Source organism: Marinobacter sp. LM1 (assembly GCF_042763285.1).
GTDB classification, from domain to species: Bacteria; Pseudomonadota; Gammaproteobacteria; order Pseudomonadales; family Oleiphilaceae; genus Marinobacter; species Marinobacter nauticus.
The window spans coordinates 701,878-718,809 of the sequence record NZ_CP114373.1; the positions used below are offsets into that span (position 1 = coordinate 701,878).

15 protein-coding genes, 2 tRNA genes, 1 rRNA gene and 1 pseudogene are annotated in these 16,932 nt (G+C 57.0%); 12 read left to right on the plus strand and 7 right to left on the minus strand.

The features are described from left to right. Nucleotides 1–6: 6 nt before the first annotated feature. The 4 genes and pseudogenes from OZ656_RS03215 to OZ656_RS03230 form a co-directional block, all read left to right on the plus strand. A pseudogene (locus OZ656_RS03215) lies at nucleotides 7–69 on the plus strand (hypothetical protein); the annotation flags it as partial. Nucleotides 70–144: 75 nt separating this feature from the next. Further along, nucleotides 145–693 carry an anti-sigma factor gene (locus OZ656_RS03220; RefSeq protein ID WP_379945198.1) on the plus strand — a complete coding sequence of 183 codons (549 nt, stop codon included), beginning with the start codon at nucleotides 145–147 and terminating at the stop codon, nucleotides 691–693. Next, the gene (locus OZ656_RS03225; protein ID WP_014420462.1) at nucleotides 690–1,085 is read left to right on the plus strand and encodes a hypothetical protein; all 396 of its coding nucleotides are present in this window, start codon (nucleotides 690–692) and stop codon (nucleotides 1,083–1,085) included. Before OZ656_RS03220 ends, OZ656_RS03225 begins: the two co-directional genes overlap by 4 nt. A gap of 114 nt (nucleotides 1,086–1,199) precedes the next feature. Continuing rightward, nucleotides 1,200–2,471, plus strand: coding sequence for a tetratricopeptide repeat protein (locus tag OZ656_RS03230; RefSeq protein ID WP_278350732.1), 1,272 nt, complete (start codon nucleotides 1,200–1,202; stop codon nucleotides 2,469–2,471). 47 nt (nucleotides 2,472–2,518) lie between these two features. On the opposite strand, the gene hemL is transcribed toward OZ656_RS03230, so the two are convergent. From hemL to OZ656_RS03255, 5 genes are read right to left on the minus strand one after another with little or no spacing between them, the layout of a single operon-like run. Then, the gene (gene hemL / locus OZ656_RS03235; protein WP_379944947.1) at nucleotides 2,519–3,799 is read right to left on the minus strand and encodes a glutamate-1-semialdehyde 2,1-aminomutase; all 1,281 of its coding nucleotides are present in this window, start codon (nucleotides 3,797–3,799) and stop codon (nucleotides 2,519–2,521) included. A 12-nt stretch (nucleotides 3,800–3,811) separates the two neighbouring features. Beyond that, entirely contained in the window at nucleotides 3,812–4,480 is a 669-nt protein-coding gene (gene thiE, locus OZ656_RS03240; protein ID WP_379944948.1) for a thiamine phosphate synthase, read from the minus strand. Continuing rightward, complete coding sequence (locus tag OZ656_RS03245) at nucleotides 4,468–5,229, minus strand: hydroxymethylpyrimidine/phosphomethylpyrimidine kinase (protein WP_379944949.1); 762 nt, start codon at nucleotides 5,227–5,229, stop codon at nucleotides 4,468–4,470. The genes thiE and OZ656_RS03245 overlap by 13 nt, the downstream gene beginning before the upstream one ends. A 41-nt stretch (nucleotides 5,230–5,270) precedes the next feature. Continuing rightward, the gene (gene hemJ, locus OZ656_RS03250; protein WP_379944950.1) at nucleotides 5,271–5,693 is read right to left on the minus strand and encodes a protoporphyrinogen oxidase HemJ; all 423 of its coding nucleotides are present in this window, start codon (nucleotides 5,691–5,693) and stop codon (nucleotides 5,271–5,273) included. Nucleotides 5,694–5,696: 3 nt separating this feature from the next. Then, nucleotides 5,697–7,472: a chloride channel protein gene (locus OZ656_RS03255; RefSeq protein ID WP_379944951.1), complete on the minus strand. Its 1,776-nt coding sequence runs from the start codon at nucleotides 7,470–7,472 to the stop codon at nucleotides 5,697–5,699. Nucleotides 7,473–7,626: 154 nt separating this feature from the next. Between OZ656_RS03255 and argC the strand changes: the two genes are divergently transcribed. The 4 genes from argC to erpA all read left to right on the plus strand — a co-directional run bounded on the left by argC (nucleotide 7,627) and on the right by erpA (nucleotide 10,278). After that, nucleotides 7,627–8,664: an N-acetyl-gamma-glutamyl-phosphate reductase gene (gene argC / locus OZ656_RS03260; protein ID WP_379944952.1), complete on the plus strand. Its 1,038-nt coding sequence runs from the start codon at nucleotides 7,627–7,629 to the stop codon at nucleotides 8,662–8,664. A gap of 9 nt (nucleotides 8,665–8,673) precedes the next feature. Then, nucleotides 8,674–9,414: a DUF6776 family protein gene (locus OZ656_RS03265; protein WP_286714525.1), complete on the plus strand. Its 741-nt coding sequence runs from the start codon at nucleotides 8,674–8,676 to the stop codon at nucleotides 9,412–9,414. A gap of 1 nt (nucleotide 9,415) precedes the next feature. After that, on the plus strand, nucleotides 9,416–9,862 hold the full coding sequence (locus OZ656_RS03270) for a polymer-forming cytoskeletal protein (protein WP_153740764.1): 447 nt from the start codon (nucleotides 9,416–9,418) through the stop codon (nucleotides 9,860–9,862). A gap of 83 nt (nucleotides 9,863–9,945) precedes the next feature. Then, nucleotides 9,946–10,278, plus strand: coding sequence for an iron-sulfur cluster insertion protein ErpA (gene erpA, locus OZ656_RS03275; RefSeq protein ID WP_011784224.1), 333 nt, complete (start codon nucleotides 9,946–9,948; stop codon nucleotides 10,276–10,278). Nucleotide 10,279: 1 nt separating this feature from the next. On the opposite strand, the gene OZ656_RS03280 is transcribed toward erpA, so the two are convergent. Together OZ656_RS03280 and OZ656_RS03285 are read right to left on the minus strand one after the other, a co-directional pair. Further along, nucleotides 10,280–11,380 (minus strand): anhydro-N-acetylmuramic acid kinase, encoded by a 1,101-nt coding sequence (locus OZ656_RS03280; protein ID WP_153740762.1) that lies wholly within the window; start codon nucleotides 11,378–11,380, stop codon nucleotides 10,280–10,282. A gap of 2 nt (nucleotides 11,381–11,382) precedes the next feature. Beyond that, nucleotides 11,383–12,762, minus strand: a complete 1,380-nt coding sequence (locus OZ656_RS03285) for an OapA family protein (protein ID WP_286714524.1) — start codon at nucleotides 12,760–12,762, stop codon at nucleotides 11,383–11,385. Nucleotides 12,763–13,066: 304 nt separating this feature from the next. Between OZ656_RS03285 and tyrS the strand changes: the two genes are divergently transcribed. From tyrS to OZ656_RS03305, 4 genes are all read left to right on the plus strand, one after another. Beyond that, entirely contained in the window at nucleotides 13,067–14,269 is a 1,203-nt protein-coding gene (gene tyrS / locus OZ656_RS03290; RefSeq protein ID WP_286714523.1) for a tyrosine--tRNA ligase, read from the plus strand. A 477-nt stretch (nucleotides 14,270–14,746) separates the two neighbouring features. Then, nucleotides 14,747–16,287: ribosomal RNA gene (locus OZ656_RS03295) — 16S ribosomal RNA — on the plus strand. Between the two features lie 89 nt (nucleotides 16,288–16,376). Further along, nucleotides 16,377–16,453: transfer RNA gene (locus tag OZ656_RS03300), tRNA-Ile, on the plus strand. Between the two features lie 123 nt (nucleotides 16,454–16,576). Then, nucleotides 16,577–16,652 (plus strand) — tRNA-Ala (locus OZ656_RS03305). The last annotated feature ends 280 nt before the right edge of the window (nucleotides 16,653–16,932 follow it).

The window sequence follows — 16,932 nt, forward strand, 5'->3', positions numbered from 1 at the left end:
ATGACCATGTCCTGTCCAAGCATTCGATCACAATTACCTGATTATGTCAGGGCGACACTCCCCGAGAATGAGGCAGGAGTGGTGCGTGAGCATTTGCAACGTTGCCCGCGGTGCCGGCGTCGTTGTGATAGGGAAGAAGTGTTGATGTCCCGGATGGCGGCGCAGTTTGATGTGCCTCCGCCGGCCCCGGATTTTGAATCGCGGGTGTTTGGGGAGTTGTCTTCCGGTTCGGGCCGGCGTGTACACATGGCGTGGGGTGGTGCGGTGGCGGTAGCACTGGCATTGGGGTTGTTCATCGGGCAGTTCGGATTGTGGCAGCCTGATGAGGCTGGTCATGAGGCTGTCGCTGTGGCGGAGGTGGTGGACACCCCCGTTGTCGCGCCGTTGGAGAGAACCGTACGCCTTGCATTCACGTCGGGAGAGCCCCTGGATGACGTTACCCTTACCTTGAATCTGCCGCCTCATGTGGAAATCGCAGGCTTGCCCGGGCAGCATCAGGTGCGCTGGCAGGTGAGCCTGGAACAGGGTGACAATGTGCTGGCATTACCCCTGCGGATTATGTTCCCCGGGGACGGCGAGCTTGTTGCCGAGCTGGATGCTGAAGGCCGGCAGAAAGTTTTTCGGGCCACCATACCCGATTACCCGGGGGCGAGCCGGCATGCCCCTGTGGATGTTAAGGAGCCTGCAACATGAGTGGTTATAACGGATCCCTTGGCTTCGCAACCGCTGGCCTTATACTTGCCCTGATGTCCGCGCCGGCGTTTGGCCGGGACGATCTTGACGTCACCATGCGGCTGGTTGGTGAGAATGAGGACGTAACGGAATCGGTTGCCCGTGAAATTCGGTTGCCGGAGCTACCGGCACTGGAGCGTCGTTCCTCCGGGCTTGGACGTGGCGATGGTGAGCCGCCGGGCCAGCAAATTCGCGAGCAGGCCCGTGAAAAAGGGCGGGATTTTGGTCAGTCCATGTCAGAGCGTGCCCGCGACGTTCGTGAAAATCGGCCGGAGCGGCCTGGTTCCGACAAGCGCCCCGATATTGATCCTGGCAAAAAGCCGGAACTCCCGCCTCAATCCTCGAAGCCGTAACTCAAAGCTTGTGGTAACCTCGGTTTCCGTCAACGGTTTTCTATTTATTGACTGAACCCGGGGTTGTTCTTGCGTCTCCTCTTCATCTTTTTGTTTCTTCTCGGTCAGCCCCTGTTGGCCCAATCCGCTTTCTCTGATGGGGCAAGCGAAGCTCTGGCCCAAGGCGTGGTCCAGTTTCAGCAAGGCAACCTTGGTCAGGCCCGGGAAAGTTTCCAGTTGGCTGCAGAGCTGGGCGTTCAGTCTCCCTCACTGCATTATAATCTGGGCGTGGTCTGTTATCGGCTGGAGGATTATCCGGCGGCCCGGCAGTGGTTTTCCCGTTTACTGGACGGTGACGATCGCGCCTTGGCCACGTACAACCTGGGCCTGGTCGCCCTTGCTGATGATCGGCCAGGGGAAGCCCGTAAATGGTTTGAGGAAAGCCTTGCGGCATCACCACCGGAATCTGTCCAGCGTCTTGCCGAGCAGCAGTTGGCAAAACTCGACGGCCTGGCACTTCTTCAGGGCGAGCGCCGAGTGGATGCCTACGGCTATTTGTCCCTCGGCGCAGGTTACGACAGCAATCTCTCGGCAACTCCCGAAGACTCCGCCAGTAATCGGGGAAGTGCGCTTGGCGAAGTTGTTGCCGCCGGTTCCTTTGATTATGCAATGGATGCCGATCGTTGGCTCTCGATGGACCTGATCGCGTTTGCCCGACACTATGTCGAGGACGGCGATTACGATCAGCAGTTGTTACAGGCGCGCTTCGGTGTCATGCGTTCCTGGGGGCCTTGGGCGGTTGGGGTTCGGCCCGTGGTGTCGCGTTCGTGGCTTGACGGAGACAGTCTGGAAACCCGCTGGGGGGCTGAGTTGCTGGCCCGGTCTGCCGAGTGTTTACCTGCCGAAGATCTGAGGTGTGACTTGGCGTTTGCCCTGGAGCAGGTGGATGGTGGTGACGGCTACCAGGCCTACGATGGCCGGTGGTACCAGTTGAATGCAGGGCTGGGTTATCCGTTGGGTGATCTGGACCTGGCAGGCGAGTACCGCCTGGAACTGAACAACCGGGAAGATCTGGACGTACCCGAACGGTTTGTCAGCGTATCGCCCACAAGGCACGAGCTCATTCTGGAAGCGAATTATCAGCTGTCGCCGGGGTTGGCCCTGGCGGGTGAGCTATCGGTTCGCCATAGTCGCTATGGCAAGCCGCATCGCTGGGTTGAGTCGGGGATGTTGGTGGAGCGCAGGCGGGAAGACGTTCTGACCGGAGTAGGGCTGATGGCTGAGTATGATCTCACTGCGCGCTGGTTATTAAGGCCGCAATGGTTTTTCCGTCATCAGCAGAGTGAGCTCAACGAATACGATTATCGTCGGCATACGCTGTTGCTCTCCCTTGAGGGCGTATTCTAGCCCAGCGGAGGTTCGCCCCCGGATCGATACCCGGGGGCAATGGTGCCTCACAACGTTTTCATGACCTTGCGCGCAGCTGCCAGAGTGAATTCAATATCCTCATCTGACAACGCTGCGGTAGTAAAGCCTGCCTCGAATGCTGAGGGCGCCAGGTAAACGCCTTCCTTCAGCATGCCCTGGAAGAATGCCTTGAAGCGTTCCACGTCACAGGCCATCACCTGGTCAAAGCGCGTGATGGATGGTTCGGCAGTAAAGAAGAAACCGAACATGGCACCCGCGGACTGAACCGCCAGTGGGATGCCGGCTTCATCCGCTGCCGCCTTGAAGCCATCCTTCACCCGATTGGTTTTTTCCGTCAGGCGATCGTGGAACCCGGGCTCGGAAATGGCATTCAGCGTGGTCAGCCCGGCGGTCATTGCCAGCGGGTTACCGCTCAGGGTGCCGGCCTGATAAACCGGGCCCAGCGGCGAGATATGCTCCATGATTTCGCGTTTGCCGCCGAATGCACCGACGGGCAGGCCGCCGCCAATCACCTTGCCCAGAGCCGTCAGGTCGGGCTTCACCCCATAGAACCCCTGGGCGCCGCCGAGCGACACCCGGAATCCGGTCATTACCTCATCGAAAATCAGCACGGTGCCGTGCTCATCACACACTTCCCGCAGCGCTTCCAGGAAGCCGGGCACGGGCGGGATGCAGTTCATGTTGCCGGCCACAGGCTCAACGATAATGGCGGCAATCTGGTCGCCCATCTGACTGAAGGTTTCACGAACCTCGTCAATGTCGTTGTAGGTCAGGGTCAGGGTGTGCTCCGCCAGGCTGGCCGGAATTCCCGGTGAGTTGGGTACACCCAGGGTCAGGGCGCCGGAACCGGCTTTGACCAGCAGGGAATCTACGTGGCCGTGGTAGCAACCTTCGAATTTCACGATCTTGTCGCGGCCGGTGTAGCCGCGGGCCAGACGGATGGCACTCATGGTGGCCTCGGTGCCGGAGTTGACCATGCGCACCAGTTCGATGGAGGGCACCAGTTCGCACACCTTTTTCGCCATCTCGGTTTCAATGGCGGTCGGGGCCCCGTAACCCACACCCAGATCGACCTGTGCGTGCAGCGCCGCTTTGATGCGGGGGTCGGAATGGCCCAGGATCATCGGGCCCCAGGAACCAATAAAATCGATGTACCGCCGGTCATCCTCGTCATAGAGATAGGCGTCCTCGGCGTGTTTGAAAAAGACCGGAGTACCGCCAACACCACGGAATGCCCGTACCGGGGAGTTCACGCCGCCGGGAATGTATTTCTGGGCCTGTTCAAAGAGGGTTTCGGAATGATTCACGGTTGTCTCCTGTTATTCGGAAAGTGAAAAAAGTGGATGATGCCGGGCGAACAGACGGTTAAATGCCTTGGCCCGGGCTTCAATGTCTGAGGGTTGGCCGCCGAACAGGCCGCCCACTACGGCAACCAGGTCTGCCCCGGCACGGATCAGGGGCTCCGCATTGTTGCCGGTGATTCCGCCTATGGCTGTAATGGGTAACCCAAGGGCTTTTGCCTCGGTTAAAACGTCCGGCGAGGCCGGGGGCGCACCTGGCTTGGTAGCCGAATCGTAAAAGCGGCCGAAGGCCAGGTAATCCGCACCGCCGTCAACGGCTGTCTGGGCCAGATTCAGGCTGTGATGGCAGGTGATGCCGATAATGGCATGCTCCCCGAGCAAGCGCCTGGCGTCGACCAGTGAGCAATCATCCTGACCCAGATGAACCCCAGCGGCGCCGACTCTGACGGCAAGTTCCGGGTCGTCATTAATCAGTAACGGAACGTCGAACCCCTGGCACAGGCTGTTGAGGTTCCTGGCCTGAACCAGCCGTTCAGAGGCTGTCGATCCCTTGTCCCGATACTGAACCAGCCGCGCGCCTCCGGCCAGAGCCGCCTCTACCGAAGCAATCAGGATGTCGGCAGGCGTCAGCCGGTTATCGGTGATGGCGTAAAGACCGGGTCGAAGCTGAGACTTTACCGTTCCCACAGAATACCCCGGTCGGGAACCCGCTGGCCCTGGCCAACCGTCAGTGCATGCAACAGCGCCCGATGCACGTAATTCTGCGCCTGGGAAATCGCGGCTCTTGGTGACAGTCCCATGGCCCGGCCGGCGGCAATGGCCGCTGCCAGCGTGCAGCCGGTGCCGTGATATTCATTGCTGCCAACCCGTTCCACCTCCCATTCCATGGGCTTCGGGGCGTGGTTATACAGTGTGTTGATGATGTGGATGCCGGTGCCGTGGCCGCCGGTGGCAAGCACGGACTCACAACCCGTCTGCAAAAGGTTGCGGGCGGCCTCTGCCGGATCGTCGCTGCCGCCGAGCTGAGCCAGTTCAATGCCGTTGGGCGTAATCATTTCAGCCCTGGCAAACAGTTTGTCTTTCATGGCTGTGACAAGCGCATCATCAGCCAGATCGCCACCGCCAGCTGCCTTGATCACCGGGTCGACGATCAAAGGCACGCCCGAATGCTTCTGTACAAACTCCACCAGTACCTCCACCACTTCGGCATTTCCGAGCGCCCCGGTTTTGATGGCGTGAATGGGCGTATCCTGGGCAAGGCACTCCAGTTGCTGTTTGATCAGGTCCGGGCTGACGGGCTCGGCACCATATACGTTGCGGGTGTCCTGTACAGTCAGGCAGGTGAGCACGGGCAGCGGATGGGCGCCGATGGATGTGATGGCCTGTATGTCTGCCTGTATGCCGGCGCCACCAGACGGATCCAGCCCGGAGAGCACCAGTACGTGGGGGCGGGTGAAGCTTTTGATGGCCGATCTCCTCAGAATGGTTTAACAACAGCAAGAATCACGACAGCGAGCAGGACAAACACCGGCAGCTCATTAAACCAGCGGTAGAACACGTGGCTACGGGTGTTCTGGTCATCCCGGAACACTTTGACAAGGTGACCACAGTAGAAGTGGTAGATGATCAGCAAAGCCACCAGGGTCAGCTTGGCATGCAGCCACCCCTGGCTGAAATAGCCGGACCAATTGTAGCTGAGCATCCAGACACCAAAGACAACGGTGGCGACCATGGAAGGCGTAGTGATGCCACGGTAAAGCTTGCGTTCCATCACCTTGAACCGCTCCTTGCCTGGTTTATCCTCGCAGGCGGCATGATACACGAACAGTCTGGGCAGATAGAAAATGCCGGCGAACCAGCACACCAGGGAAATAATGTGGAAGGCTTTCACCCAAAGCATTCGTTAACTCCGTCGATATTGGTAGTAGCTTTCGATATCCGTTTGCAGCACAACACCATAAACCCGTTGAATCATGGGGGCCACATGGCGTTGTACGTATAGTGCCTCAGCCTGGGTGCTGTCGAATTGATGCAGGGCTTCTTCCAGCGTTGCCTGGTACTGTACCGGTGCCACATCCCGCCGGTTGGCGGGGATTTCCATCAAATCAATGGATTCCGGTAATTCGGTGCCTTCCTCGGCGGCCTGCTTCTCGGCGTCCTCAAGAAAGCGGGCCAGATCGACGGCTGGCAGCAGGGCGGTGGGGCCATTGCTGCCTTCCACCAGAAGCCATTTCGGTTCCGATTTCAGGGCTTTCTTGGCTTCTTCAAGCGTGAGCGCGCGCTCGGTTCGAAGAATATTCCGTTCCATGATGGCGCCAACCGAAACCCGCCTCAGTGCCTGGATAACGGGGGAATTCTGGTAGCTCAGGCCCTGGCTCTTGAGGATGGTCAGGAATAGCGATTTCTTGCCGAAGGCTTCGCTGGTTACCAGGCTGGCGGTAGTAATCATCAGCATGCCTGGCAGTATGATGTTCGGGTTCCGGGTGAGCTCCATCAGCGCCATCAAAGCCGCCAGTGGCGCCTGCAGCACGGCGCCCATCATCGCCCCCATACCCAGCATGGCGTAAAACCCCACCGATGAGGCAATGTCCGGGAACATCTGGGCGCCGATCAGGCCCATGGCGCCGCCCAGGGTGGCGCCCATGAAGATGGTGGGGCCGATAACACCGCTGGGCATACCCAGTCCAATGGACAATCCGGTGATGATCAGCTTGGCGCTGCCCGCGCCTATCAGTAACCAGAATCCGAGTTCACCGTGAATGGTTTCGCTCACCGTATCGTAGCCGATGCCCATGGTTTCCGGGATGACCAGGGCGAAGGGCACCATCAACAGGCCGGCCACGGCAATTCGTAGCAACACCGGGCGGTGATGGTAACGGCCCATACTGTCTACCAGTTGGATAAATCCGGCCGCTGCGATGCCGATTATAACGGCAATGGCGAGAATCCAGGGGATCTCCAGCAGTGAATTCATGGTCAGAGCCGGGACACTGAACGCCGGTTCGGTGCCATAAACCGCCTGGGTGACGATGGCAGCGCTGACCGCGGCCAGGATGATCGGAGTGAAGCCGGCAATGGTGTATTCCATCATCACCACTTCCATGGCGAAAATCACGCCGGAGATGGGGGTGTTGAAGGAGGCGGAAATGGCAGCGGCACAACCGCAGGCGACCAGCGTACGAATGCTGTTGTTGGGCAGCCGCATCCATTGCCCGAGCAGGCTGGAGAAGGCCGCGCCCAGATGTACGGCGGGTCCCTCCCGGCCGGCGGATTGCCCGGTGATCACCGTGGTAACGCCGGAAACAAACTGAACCATGGCACTGCGGAAGGAGATGTAGCCCTGATGGTAGTTCAGCCGCTCCATGATATGAACGATGCCGACTTTGCGATCGTGCAGGGCGAGTTTGTGCAACAGCAGCCCCAGCCCCAGAGCTCCGGCCAGTGGCAGAAGACCTCGGGTGAGCAGATCCAGCTCTTCGAAACTCTCTGAACCCTGGCCCGGCAGGAAATGCTCCAGTGGCCATTCAATAGCGAGTCGGAAAAGCAGGATCACGCCGCCGGTCACAATGCCGGACAGCAGGCCAAGAACCGCCAATTGCGGTAAGGCATCAACGCCGGAGAGCTTCCGCCGGAATACGGGGATCAGATTCTCGGTAATCTGTTGCCTGATGCTACGCATTGGCGGGGTGTTCCGGTTGGAGTGTCGGGATCATCAGCAGATTTCTGACAACATTGTAACGGCGGGCCCGCAGGCTGCAATAAGTCCTTGGTTTATCATGTTAGACTACGTGCCCTGACTTCCCAATTCTGTCCAGACCACGTTGGAGATAAGAGTGATTAAAGTAGGCATCGTCGGCGGAACCGGATACACGGGTGTAGAGCTGCTGAGAATTCTGGCTGTCCACCCGGAAGCAGAGGTTATCTGCATCACATCGCGATCGGAAGCGGGCATGCCCGTGGCCGATATGTATCCCAACCTGCGAGGCCATTATGAGCTTGAATTCTCCGAGCCCGACGCATCGGTGCTGGCGAGCTGTGATCTGGTGTTTTTTGCCACGCCGCACGGCGTTGCCATGCGCATGGTTCCGGAATTGATGGCCTCAGGTGTTCGCGTAGTCGACCTGTCGGCGGATTTCCGCCTGAAGGATCTTGATATTTGGGCAAACTGGTATGGCATGCCCCACGAGAGTGCCGACTGGGCTGAAAAAGCGGTTTACGGCTTGCCCGAGGTGGCCCGCGAAGCCATTCGTGACGCTCAGTTGGTTGCGAATCCAGGGTGTTATCCGACAGCCGTGCAGCTGGGATTCCTGCCGTTGCTGGAACAGGGCCTGGTCAATCCCGCAAGGCTGATAGCCGATGCCAAGTCTGGCGCCAGCGGTGCCGGCCGGCAGGGCAAGATTGGCATGCTTCACGGTGAGATAGGCGAGAGTTTCAAGGCCTACGGCGCTTCCGGGCATCGGCATTTGCCGGAAATTCGCCAGGGCCTAATGGCCGCTGCAGGGAAAGGCGTTGGTGTTACCTTTGTGCCGCATCTGATACCGATGATTCGCGGTATTGAAGCCACGCTCTATGCCGAGCTCGATAATCCTCAGGATTTTGACCGCCTTCAGGCACTGTATGAGGCGCGTTATAAAAATGAGCCGTTCGTTGATGTCATGCCGTTCGGCAGTCATCCGGAGACTCGCAGTGTTCGTGGTGCCAATCATTGCCGGATGGCATTACACCGCCAGGAAGACAGCAACATCGTGATTGTGTCATCGGTGATCGACAATCTGGTGAAGGGCGCCGCCGGCCAGGCCGTTCAGAATATGAATATCATGTTCAGTCTGGATGAAACCATGGGCCTGAACGCTCCGGCTCTGCTGCCGTGAGGACGGGCCGTGAGTGATCCTCGAAAACCGGCGGATGAATACGTTGTTATCCGCCACCGGCCGGGTTACCGGTTACGTCGCAGCCTGATTCTGCTGGCATTCACCGTCATTGCGGCTGTGGCCGGATATGCCGCCGGGCTCGCCCAGGGCGGTTTCCGTTTCAGCTCGGCGGAAGCGTCTGCTGAGCAACTGGTGGAGGAGGTGGAGAACCTGCGGGAGCAATACCGGGAGGCACGCCAGGGCTTGGTGAACCTCGAACGTGGGCGCGCCATCGACGAGCAGGCACTGCGGGAGGCGCGAAACACGATTGTCGGCCTGGAGACCCGCATCTCGGAGCTGGAGGCGGACCTTACCTTCTACCGCAATATCATGGCGCCTTCGGAAACCAGCAAGGGTCTGCAGGTGGACAGTTTTACACTGAACCCGGCCCGGGAGTCTGGCGCTTTCGATTTCAAAATGGTGCTGACTCAGGTTGGCAACAACAAGAGCTATATTTCGGGCCTGGTGGCCGTGAATGTTATCGGTCGTCTGGATGGCGAGAAAGAGGTGATTGCGCTGAGGGATCTGTCGGATGAGATTGATGATCTGGGCGTGAAATTCCGGTTCCGCTACTTCCAGGATGTGGAGGGCAGCCTGCGCCTTCCTGAGAGCTTTGAGCCCTATGAGATTCAGGTCGTCGCCCAGGCGGAGGGCCGCAAGGCATCCCAGGCTGAACGAACCTTTGATTGGAAAGATTTAACGGAGAACTGAGATGCTTGGCAAGAAAAAGCAGAAACCCCGCCGTTCCCCCGGCCATTTTGATACCCTGATTTCCGGCAAGACGACCGTTGAGGGCGACGTTCATTTCTCCGGTGGCCTTCACGTGGACGGTACCATCAAGGGTCGGGTTGTGGCCGAAGAAGGCTCCGATGCGGTGGTACGTTTGTCAGAGGTGGGAGAAATCGTTGGCGACGTGGTGGCCCCCCACATCATCATCAATGGCAAGGTAAAGGGTGATGTGCATGCCTCTGCCCACCTCGAGCTGGCAGAAAAAGCGGTAGTCACCGGCAATGTCTATTACCAGCTGATTGAGATGGCGATGGGCGCCTCGGTCAACGGTAACCTGGTTCGCAAGGACGAGACCAGTGGCTTGCTGACTCATGAACATAGGCAGGCAGACGGTTCAGTCTCAACTGAAGATGAGGATAAGTCCGAATAGTTGATTGTTTTAGTCAGGAATACCATAATTTCCCGACAGCAATACCATGCCGGAGGCAGACTTTGAGTGTAGTTCAGCAACAGATGGCCACGCCGTTGTTTTTCACCGACAACGCCGTCGCGAAGGTGCGTGAGTTGATTGAGGAAGAAGAAAATCCCGATCTCAAGTTGCGCGTGTTTGTGACAGGCGGCGGCTGCTCCGGATTCCAGTACGGCTTTTCATTTGATGAAAGTCAGGAAGAGGATGACACCGTCATCGAACGGGACGGCGTCAAGCTACTGGTCGATTCAATGAGCTATCAGTATCTGGTGGGCGCGACTATTGACTATCAGGAAGGGCTGCAGGGTTCACAATTTGTCGTTCAGAACCCCAATGCGAGTTCGACCTGCGGTTGCGGCAGCTCATTTTCCATCTGAATCAGGGCGGATAAATTGCGCCCAGTATTCTCTCGCCCGAAGCGCCGGTGACTTCGGGCACGTTACCCGGCAACTGAAGGATGCTCTGTCGAGCCAGCCAGGCGAACGCCACCGGCTCCACCCATTGAGGGTCAAGACCAAGATCCGCCGTGGTGTGCAGTGCGGCGGAGCCAAGCCCCACCTTGAGTTCTCTCATCAGTAATCGATTGAAGGTGCCGCCACCACAGGCGTAAACGGCCATGTCTGCATTTTCCTGTGGTAACTGCTGGAGAATGGTTGTCACAGTCAGTTGCAGCAGGGTTCTCTGCACATCCTCGGCGGGGATCTCGTCGAAACGCTGAAGATGCGTGCGCACCCAGTCGATATTGAAGCGCTCTTTGCCCGTACTTTTCGGGGCTGGTTTGCTGAAGTAGGCGTCTGACAGCATGCTGGCAAGCAGCTCGGAATGGGTAGCACCCTCACTGGCCATGTGGCCGTCTTCATCAAAATGCCGACCGGTCTGGTCCAGGCACCAGGCGTCCAGCAGGGCATTGGCCGGGCCGGTATCGAAGCCGACGACCGGCTTTCTCGATCCGGCGGGCAGCCAGGTGATATTGGCAATGCCACCGAGATTCAGAATGCATCGATCCTGGGTGGGTGAGGCAAAGAGCCAGCGATGAAAAGCGGGTACCAGGGGAGCGCCCTGTCCGCCGGCGGCGATGTCCCGACTTCGGAAATCGGCAACTGTGGTGATTCCCAGGCGTTCGGATAGCCACGCGGCGTTGCCAATCTGAAGGGAAAAGGGGGCGTTTCCGGTTGGTTGGTGGCGAATGGTCTGGCCATGGCTGCCTGCGGCCCGGATCTTTTGAGGATCAACGCCGGACTTTTTAATCAGTTGGGCACCGGCTTCCGCAAAATGCTGGCCAACCAGGGAGTCCAGTTCACCCAGCTCATCGGGGTCTGCCTGGTTGCGCGTTGCCAGCAGTAATCGCTGGCGCAGCGCGTCGGTATAGGGTAGAGAGAAGGTTTCGTGGACGGCCAGGGTGTCCGTGTCGAAAGACACCAGCACCGCATCAACTGCGTCCATGCTGGTGCCTGACATCAGGCCTAGCCAGTAGTCCATGCTCAGTTATCCGAGGCCAGCGCCAGCTGCTGATTGCTTTCGCGGAACACGTTGAACTGTGCCAGGCGCTGTTCAGTGAACTTCTGGAACCTGGCCATCTCGCTGTCCGGTACCGGCTTGGCGTCGGGGAGTTTGACCGTTCTGGAGTTTCTCGGCGCACCGTTGATCCGGAATTCGTAATGCAGGTGGGGGCCAGTCACCATGCCGGATGAACCGACATAGCCAATGGTTTCGCCCTGCTTGACCCGGGTACCATTCTTGATGCCTTTGCCCAGACGGCTCATATGAGCATAGAGTGTTGTAATGTTGTCGCCATGCTGCAGCACTACAGTTCGGCCGTAGCCGCCTTTCCAACCGGCGAACTTCACCCGGCCGCTGCCGGCGGCCTTGATTGGGGTGCCCGGAGGTGCGGCATAATCGGTACCTTCGTGTGGACGAACCACATCAAGAACCGGATGGCGACGTTGCAGGTTAAAGGGCGAGGAAACCCGGGCGTTGATCGGCACTCTCAGGAAGGCCTTGCGCATGCTCTTGCCGTCGGGTGAATAGTAGTCACTTTCTCCGTTCGCATCGGTATATAACAGCGCAAGGTTATCTTCTCCCCGGTTGATAAAGCGGGCAGAGAGAATCCGGCCGGTATCAAACTTTTCGCCATCAATATAAAGCTCTTCGTAAACCACTTCGAAGCTGTCGCCTTTTCTGACATCGTATACAAAGTCGATGTCCCAGCCGAAAATGCCGGCCAGTTCCATGGTCAGGCGATCATTCAGGCCGGCGTCCCTGGCTGCGAGATATAAAGACCCGTCAATAACGCCTGCGGCGAATGCCGGTCTGGCTTCGGGTTCGCGAACGACGGTCTCACCAAGAAAGCCGTCTTCCGTGCGCGCGATTTTAAGGGACTCCAACAACGAGCGTTGGAGTTCAATCGCAACCAGTTCGCCCTCGGAATTCACGCCGAACCGGATATCCTCGCCGGCATAAAGGCGTTGGAGCTTGTCGGCCTCGCCGTCACCGTGAATCACCGAAAGCATCAGGCCGTCATTGAATCCGGCTTTCCGGAACAACGTGGAGAGTGTATCGCCAGATTTGATAGTGAATTCCTGCCAATGAATATCAGGCTCGGGTGCAACGTCTGCCTGAGCTGCCATTGGTTGGCTCTGGCTTTCAGATGTTTCGCTTGTTGTCTGAGCCTCCGGAGCGGGGGCTTGGGTGCTGGCTTCCTGTGAGGAGGCGCCGGAAACCAGGCCCTGTTCCAGGTCGACAGTGTAGCTCATCCGCTTGGCTTCAACGTCTGCGCTTGGGCTCATCAGGACAGCAGCAGAGACGATTACCGTGGCGGCTGCCGCCAGGGTAATGTGTGTTTTGGGGAATGTTTTCAGCACGTGGCTCACCCGTTTTAATCGGTAATCCAGTAATTTGTACCGGCTTATTAAAGCGCCAGGTCAAGTATAGACCAACAGAGTACCGCATATAACAGAATTGCGACAGTGTCCAACATTACAGTCCAGCGGCTGTGCTGGTCGTACAAACTGCGCCGCCGCTGCTATAATCCCGGGCTTTTCATGCTCTGATTGGTCGTTTTCTGAGCATTTCTACTGTACCAAGGGTGCCGGTAACTCACAGATTTCTTTTGTAGACCTCTGTAACCGGCACCCGCTTTATTGTCACAGACGGGGTGAGGGGTTCATGGCATCAATAGATGAAGCGCTGGCGATTATCAAACGGGGCATTGACGAGCTGATTCCAGAGGAAGACCTGGTTGCAAAGCTTAAAGAAGGTCGGCCGCTGCGAGTGAAGGCCGGCTTCGACCCAACCGCGCCAGATCTGCACCTCGGCCACACGGTTCTTATTAATAAACTGCGCCAGTTCCAGGATCTTGGGCACGAAGTTATTTTCCTGATTGGTGACTTTACCGGAATGATCGGTGACCCCACAGGAAAGAGTGCTACCCGGCCTCCGCTTACTGAAGATCAGGTGCGCGAAAATGCGATTACCTATAAAGAGCAGGTGTTCAAGATTCTGGATCGGGAAAAAACCCGGGTTGTCTTCAACTCCGAGTGGATGAGCAAGATGACGGCGGCGGATATGATTCGCCTGGCCGGGCAATATACGGTTGCCCGTATGCTTGAGCGCGATGATTTTACCAAACGCTATCGCTCCGAGCAGCCAATCGCCATTCATGAATTCCTCTATCCTCTGGTGCAGGGTTACGACTCGGTGGCGCTGGAAGCTGACATTGAGCTGGGTGGTACTGATCAGAAATTTAATCTCCTGATGGGGCGGATTCTTCAGAAGCATTACGGTCAGAAACCGCAGGCCATTCTGACGGTCCCCATTCTTGAAGGTCTGGATGGCGTCCAGAAGATGTCGAAGTCTCTCGGTAACTATGTGGGGGTCAGCGATTCCCCGGGGGAGATGTATACCAAGCTGCTTTCCATGCCTGATGACTTGCTGTGGCGCTACTTCGAGTTGCTCAGCTTTCGGCCGATGGCTGAGATCGAGCAATTCAAGGCCGCGGTTGCCGGCGGCGAAAACCCTCAGGACTATAAGAAGGTGCTCGCTGAAGAGTTGATTACTCGCTTCCATGATGAGGAGGCCGCAAAGACGGCTCACAAGTCGGCGGGTAATCGGGTTGCTCTCGGTGAGATTCCGGACAACGTGCCGGTCGTGGAAGTTTCGCTGGAAGGGCAGGGAGAGATTCCGATGCCTGCTGTTTTGCGTCTCGCGGGTCTGGTAAAGAACGGTGCTGCGGCGCGGGACGTGCTTGGGCGTGGAGCGGTTTATGTGGATGGCCAGCAGTTTGAAGGTCAGCGCATGTTCGTAGCAGGGGAAGAGTGCGTCATCCAGGCGGGTAAAAAGAAGATTGCCCGGGTGGTCATTGTCGAGTGATTATCGTGGCGTTTTGGCCAATCTGAAATTTTTTCAGATTGGCCGTTGACTCCTCGGCTGAGGTCTGTAGAATGCGCATCTCGCTTGAGGGGCAGGCCACTGAAAAGAGCCGAAACCCGAGCGATAACTGCTTGAAAGCGCTGAAGAAAATGTTTCAGAAAAACTTCAGAAAGCGGTTGACAGGAAGGCGGTTCAGTGTAGAATGCGCACCTCGAAACAGGCAGTAAGCCGGAGAGTTTTTCGGCGGTTTTCGGTAGCGAAAACGGCGAAAAATAAACGGTTGACAAGGCGGCGGAACGATGTAGAATGCGCGGCCTTGATTGAGCAACAGCTCAAACGCTCTTTAAAAAGTTAACCAAGTAATTCGTGTGGGCGCTGGCCGAGGTATTTCGGACACGAAATATCAGGACAGTGACTCGTCGAAATTGAGTTTTGTCTTGAGCAAGAATTAAGAACTTTCGGGTTCTTGTATGATTTAAACTGAAGAGTTTGATCATGGCTCAGATTGAACGCTGGCGGCAGGCTTAACACATGCAAGTCGAGCGGTAACAGGGGAAGCTTGCTTCCCGCTGACGAGCGGCGGACGGGTGAGTAATGCTTAGGAATCTGCCCAGTAGTGGGGGATAGCCCGGGGAAACCCGGATTAATACCGCATACGTCCTACGGGAGAAAGCAGGGGATCTTCGGACCTTGCGCTATTGGATGAGCCTAAGTCGGATTAGCTAGTTGGTGGGGTAAAGGCCTACCAAGGCGACGATCCGTAGCTGGTCTGAGAGGATGATCAGCCACATCGGGACTGAGACACGGCCCGAACTCCTACGGGAGGCAGCAGTGGGGAATATTGGACAATGGGGGCAACCCTGATCCAGCCATGCCGCGTGTGTGAAGAAGGCTTTCGGGTTGTAAAGCACTTTCAGTAGGGAGGAAAACCTTATGGTTAATACCCATGAGGCTTGACGTTACCTACAGAAGAAGCACCGGCTAACTCCGTGCCAGCAGCCGCGGTAATACGGAGGGTGCAAGCGTTAATCGGAATTACTGGGCGTAAAGCGCGCGTAGGTGGTTTGGTAAGCGAGATGTGAAAGCCCCGGGCTTAACCTGGGAACGGCATTTCGAACTGTCAGACTAGAGTGTGGTAGAGGGTAGTGGAATTTCCTGTGTAGCGGTGAAATGCGTAGATATAGGAAGGAACACCAGTGGCGAAGGCGGCTACCTGGACCAACACTGACACTGAGGTGCGAAAGCGTGGGGAGCAAACAGGATTAGATACCCTGGTAGTCCACGCCGTAAACGATGTCAACTAGCCGTTGGGACTCTTGAAGTCTTAGTGGCGCAGCTAACGCACTAAGTTGACCGCCTGGGGAGTACGGCCGCAAGGTTAAAACTCAAATGAATTGACGGGGGCCCGCACAAGCGGTGGAGCATGTGGTTTAATTCGACGCAACGCGAAGAACCTTACCTGGCCTTGACATCCAGAGAGCTTTCCAGAGATGGATTGGTGCCTTCGGGAACTCTGAGACAGGTGCTGCATGGCCGTCGTCAGCTCGTGTCGTGAGATGTTGGGTTAAGTCCCGTAACGAGCGCAACCCCTATCCCTGGTTGCTAGCAGGTAATGCTGAGAACTCCAGGGAGACTGCCGGTGACAAACCGGAGGAAGGTGGGGATGACGTCAGGTCATCATGGCCCTTACGGCCAGGGCTACACACGTGCTACAATGGCGCGTACAGAGGGCTGCCAACTCGCGAGAGTGAGCCAATCCCTTAAAACGCGTCGTAGTCCGGATCGGAGTCTGCAACTCGACTCCGTGAAGTCGGAATCGCTAGTAATCGCGAATCAGAATGTCGCGGTGAATACGTTCCCGGGCCTTGTACACACCGCCCGTCACACCATGGGAGTGGATTGCACCAGAAGTAGTTAGTCTAACCTTCGGGAGGACGATTACCACGGTGTGGTTCATGACTGGGGTGAAGTCGTAACAAGGTAGCCGTAGGGGAACCTGCGGCTGGATCACCTCCTTAAACGAAGCCGAATGCTTCGGTCAGAGTCCACACGAATTACTTGGTTGGCTAATAAAGAGAGCAGATGGGTCGTTGCAGGCCCGTGTTTTGGGTCTGTAGCTCAGGTGGTTAGAGCGCACCCCTGATAAGGGTGAGGTCGGTGGTTCAAGTCCACCCAGACCCACCAAAATCGCTCAGCTCGTCGTTGCGCCAAGGCTCACATACTGATTGTATGCTTCGCCTTGACGCGCCTAGATCTGAACGATTTTCCGAGTAAGGCGAGAGTCAACTCGGTGAGTGGTTTCGAAAAGGGGCCGTAGCTCAGCTGGGAGAGCGCCTGCCTTGCACGCAGGAGGTCAGGAGTTCGATCCTCCTCGGCTCCACCAAACTTTACTGACTAACTTCGGTTAGCAGTGTGCAGAAACAAGTGTTTCAACTTGATGAAAGTTCGAAGCCCTTTTTTCTGATCACTGGGTCAGATTTGCTCTTTAACAAATTGGACGAGATAGAACACGAATATTTTTCTCTCATTATCTCCGAGAGAAAATGTTCAAAGTGATAGCGATTTCAAGCGTTATCCGGTGTTGTCGTTGAAGTGGTTGTTCTATTGCTTCAAGTGGCTGTCTCGAAGAAACCTCTGAATCAGGCTTGCCTGGTGATGGGTGT

Coding starts and splice junctions, on each gene's coding strand:
- OZ656_RS03220 (WP_379945198.1), top strand. CDS start 145: ATGTCCCGGATGGCGGCGCAGTTTGATGTGCCTCCGCCGGCCCCGGAT.
- OZ656_RS03225 (WP_014420462.1), top strand. CDS start 690: ATGAGTGGTTATAACGGATCCCTTGGCTTCGCAACCGCTGGCCTTATA.
- hemJ (WP_379944950.1), bottom strand. CDS start 5,693: ATGCTTTGGGTGAAAGCCTTCCACATTATTTCCCTGGTGTGCTGGTTC.
- OZ656_RS03255 (WP_379944951.1), bottom strand. CDS start 7,472: ATGCGTAGCATCAGGCAACAGATTACCGAGAATCTGATCCCCGTATTC.
- OZ656_RS03270 (WP_153740764.1), top strand. CDS start 9,416: ATGCTTGGCAAGAAAAAGCAGAAACCCCGCCGTTCCCCCGGCCATTTT.
- erpA (WP_011784224.1), top strand. CDS start 9,946: ATGGCCACGCCGTTGTTTTTCACCGACAACGCCGTCGCGAAGGTGCGT.
- OZ656_RS03280 (WP_153740762.1), bottom strand. CDS start 11,380: ATGGACTACTGGCTAGGCCTGATGTCAGGCACCAGCATGGACGCAGTT.
- tyrS (WP_286714523.1), top strand. CDS start 13,067: ATGGCATCAATAGATGAAGCGCTGGCGATTATCAAACGGGGCATTGAC.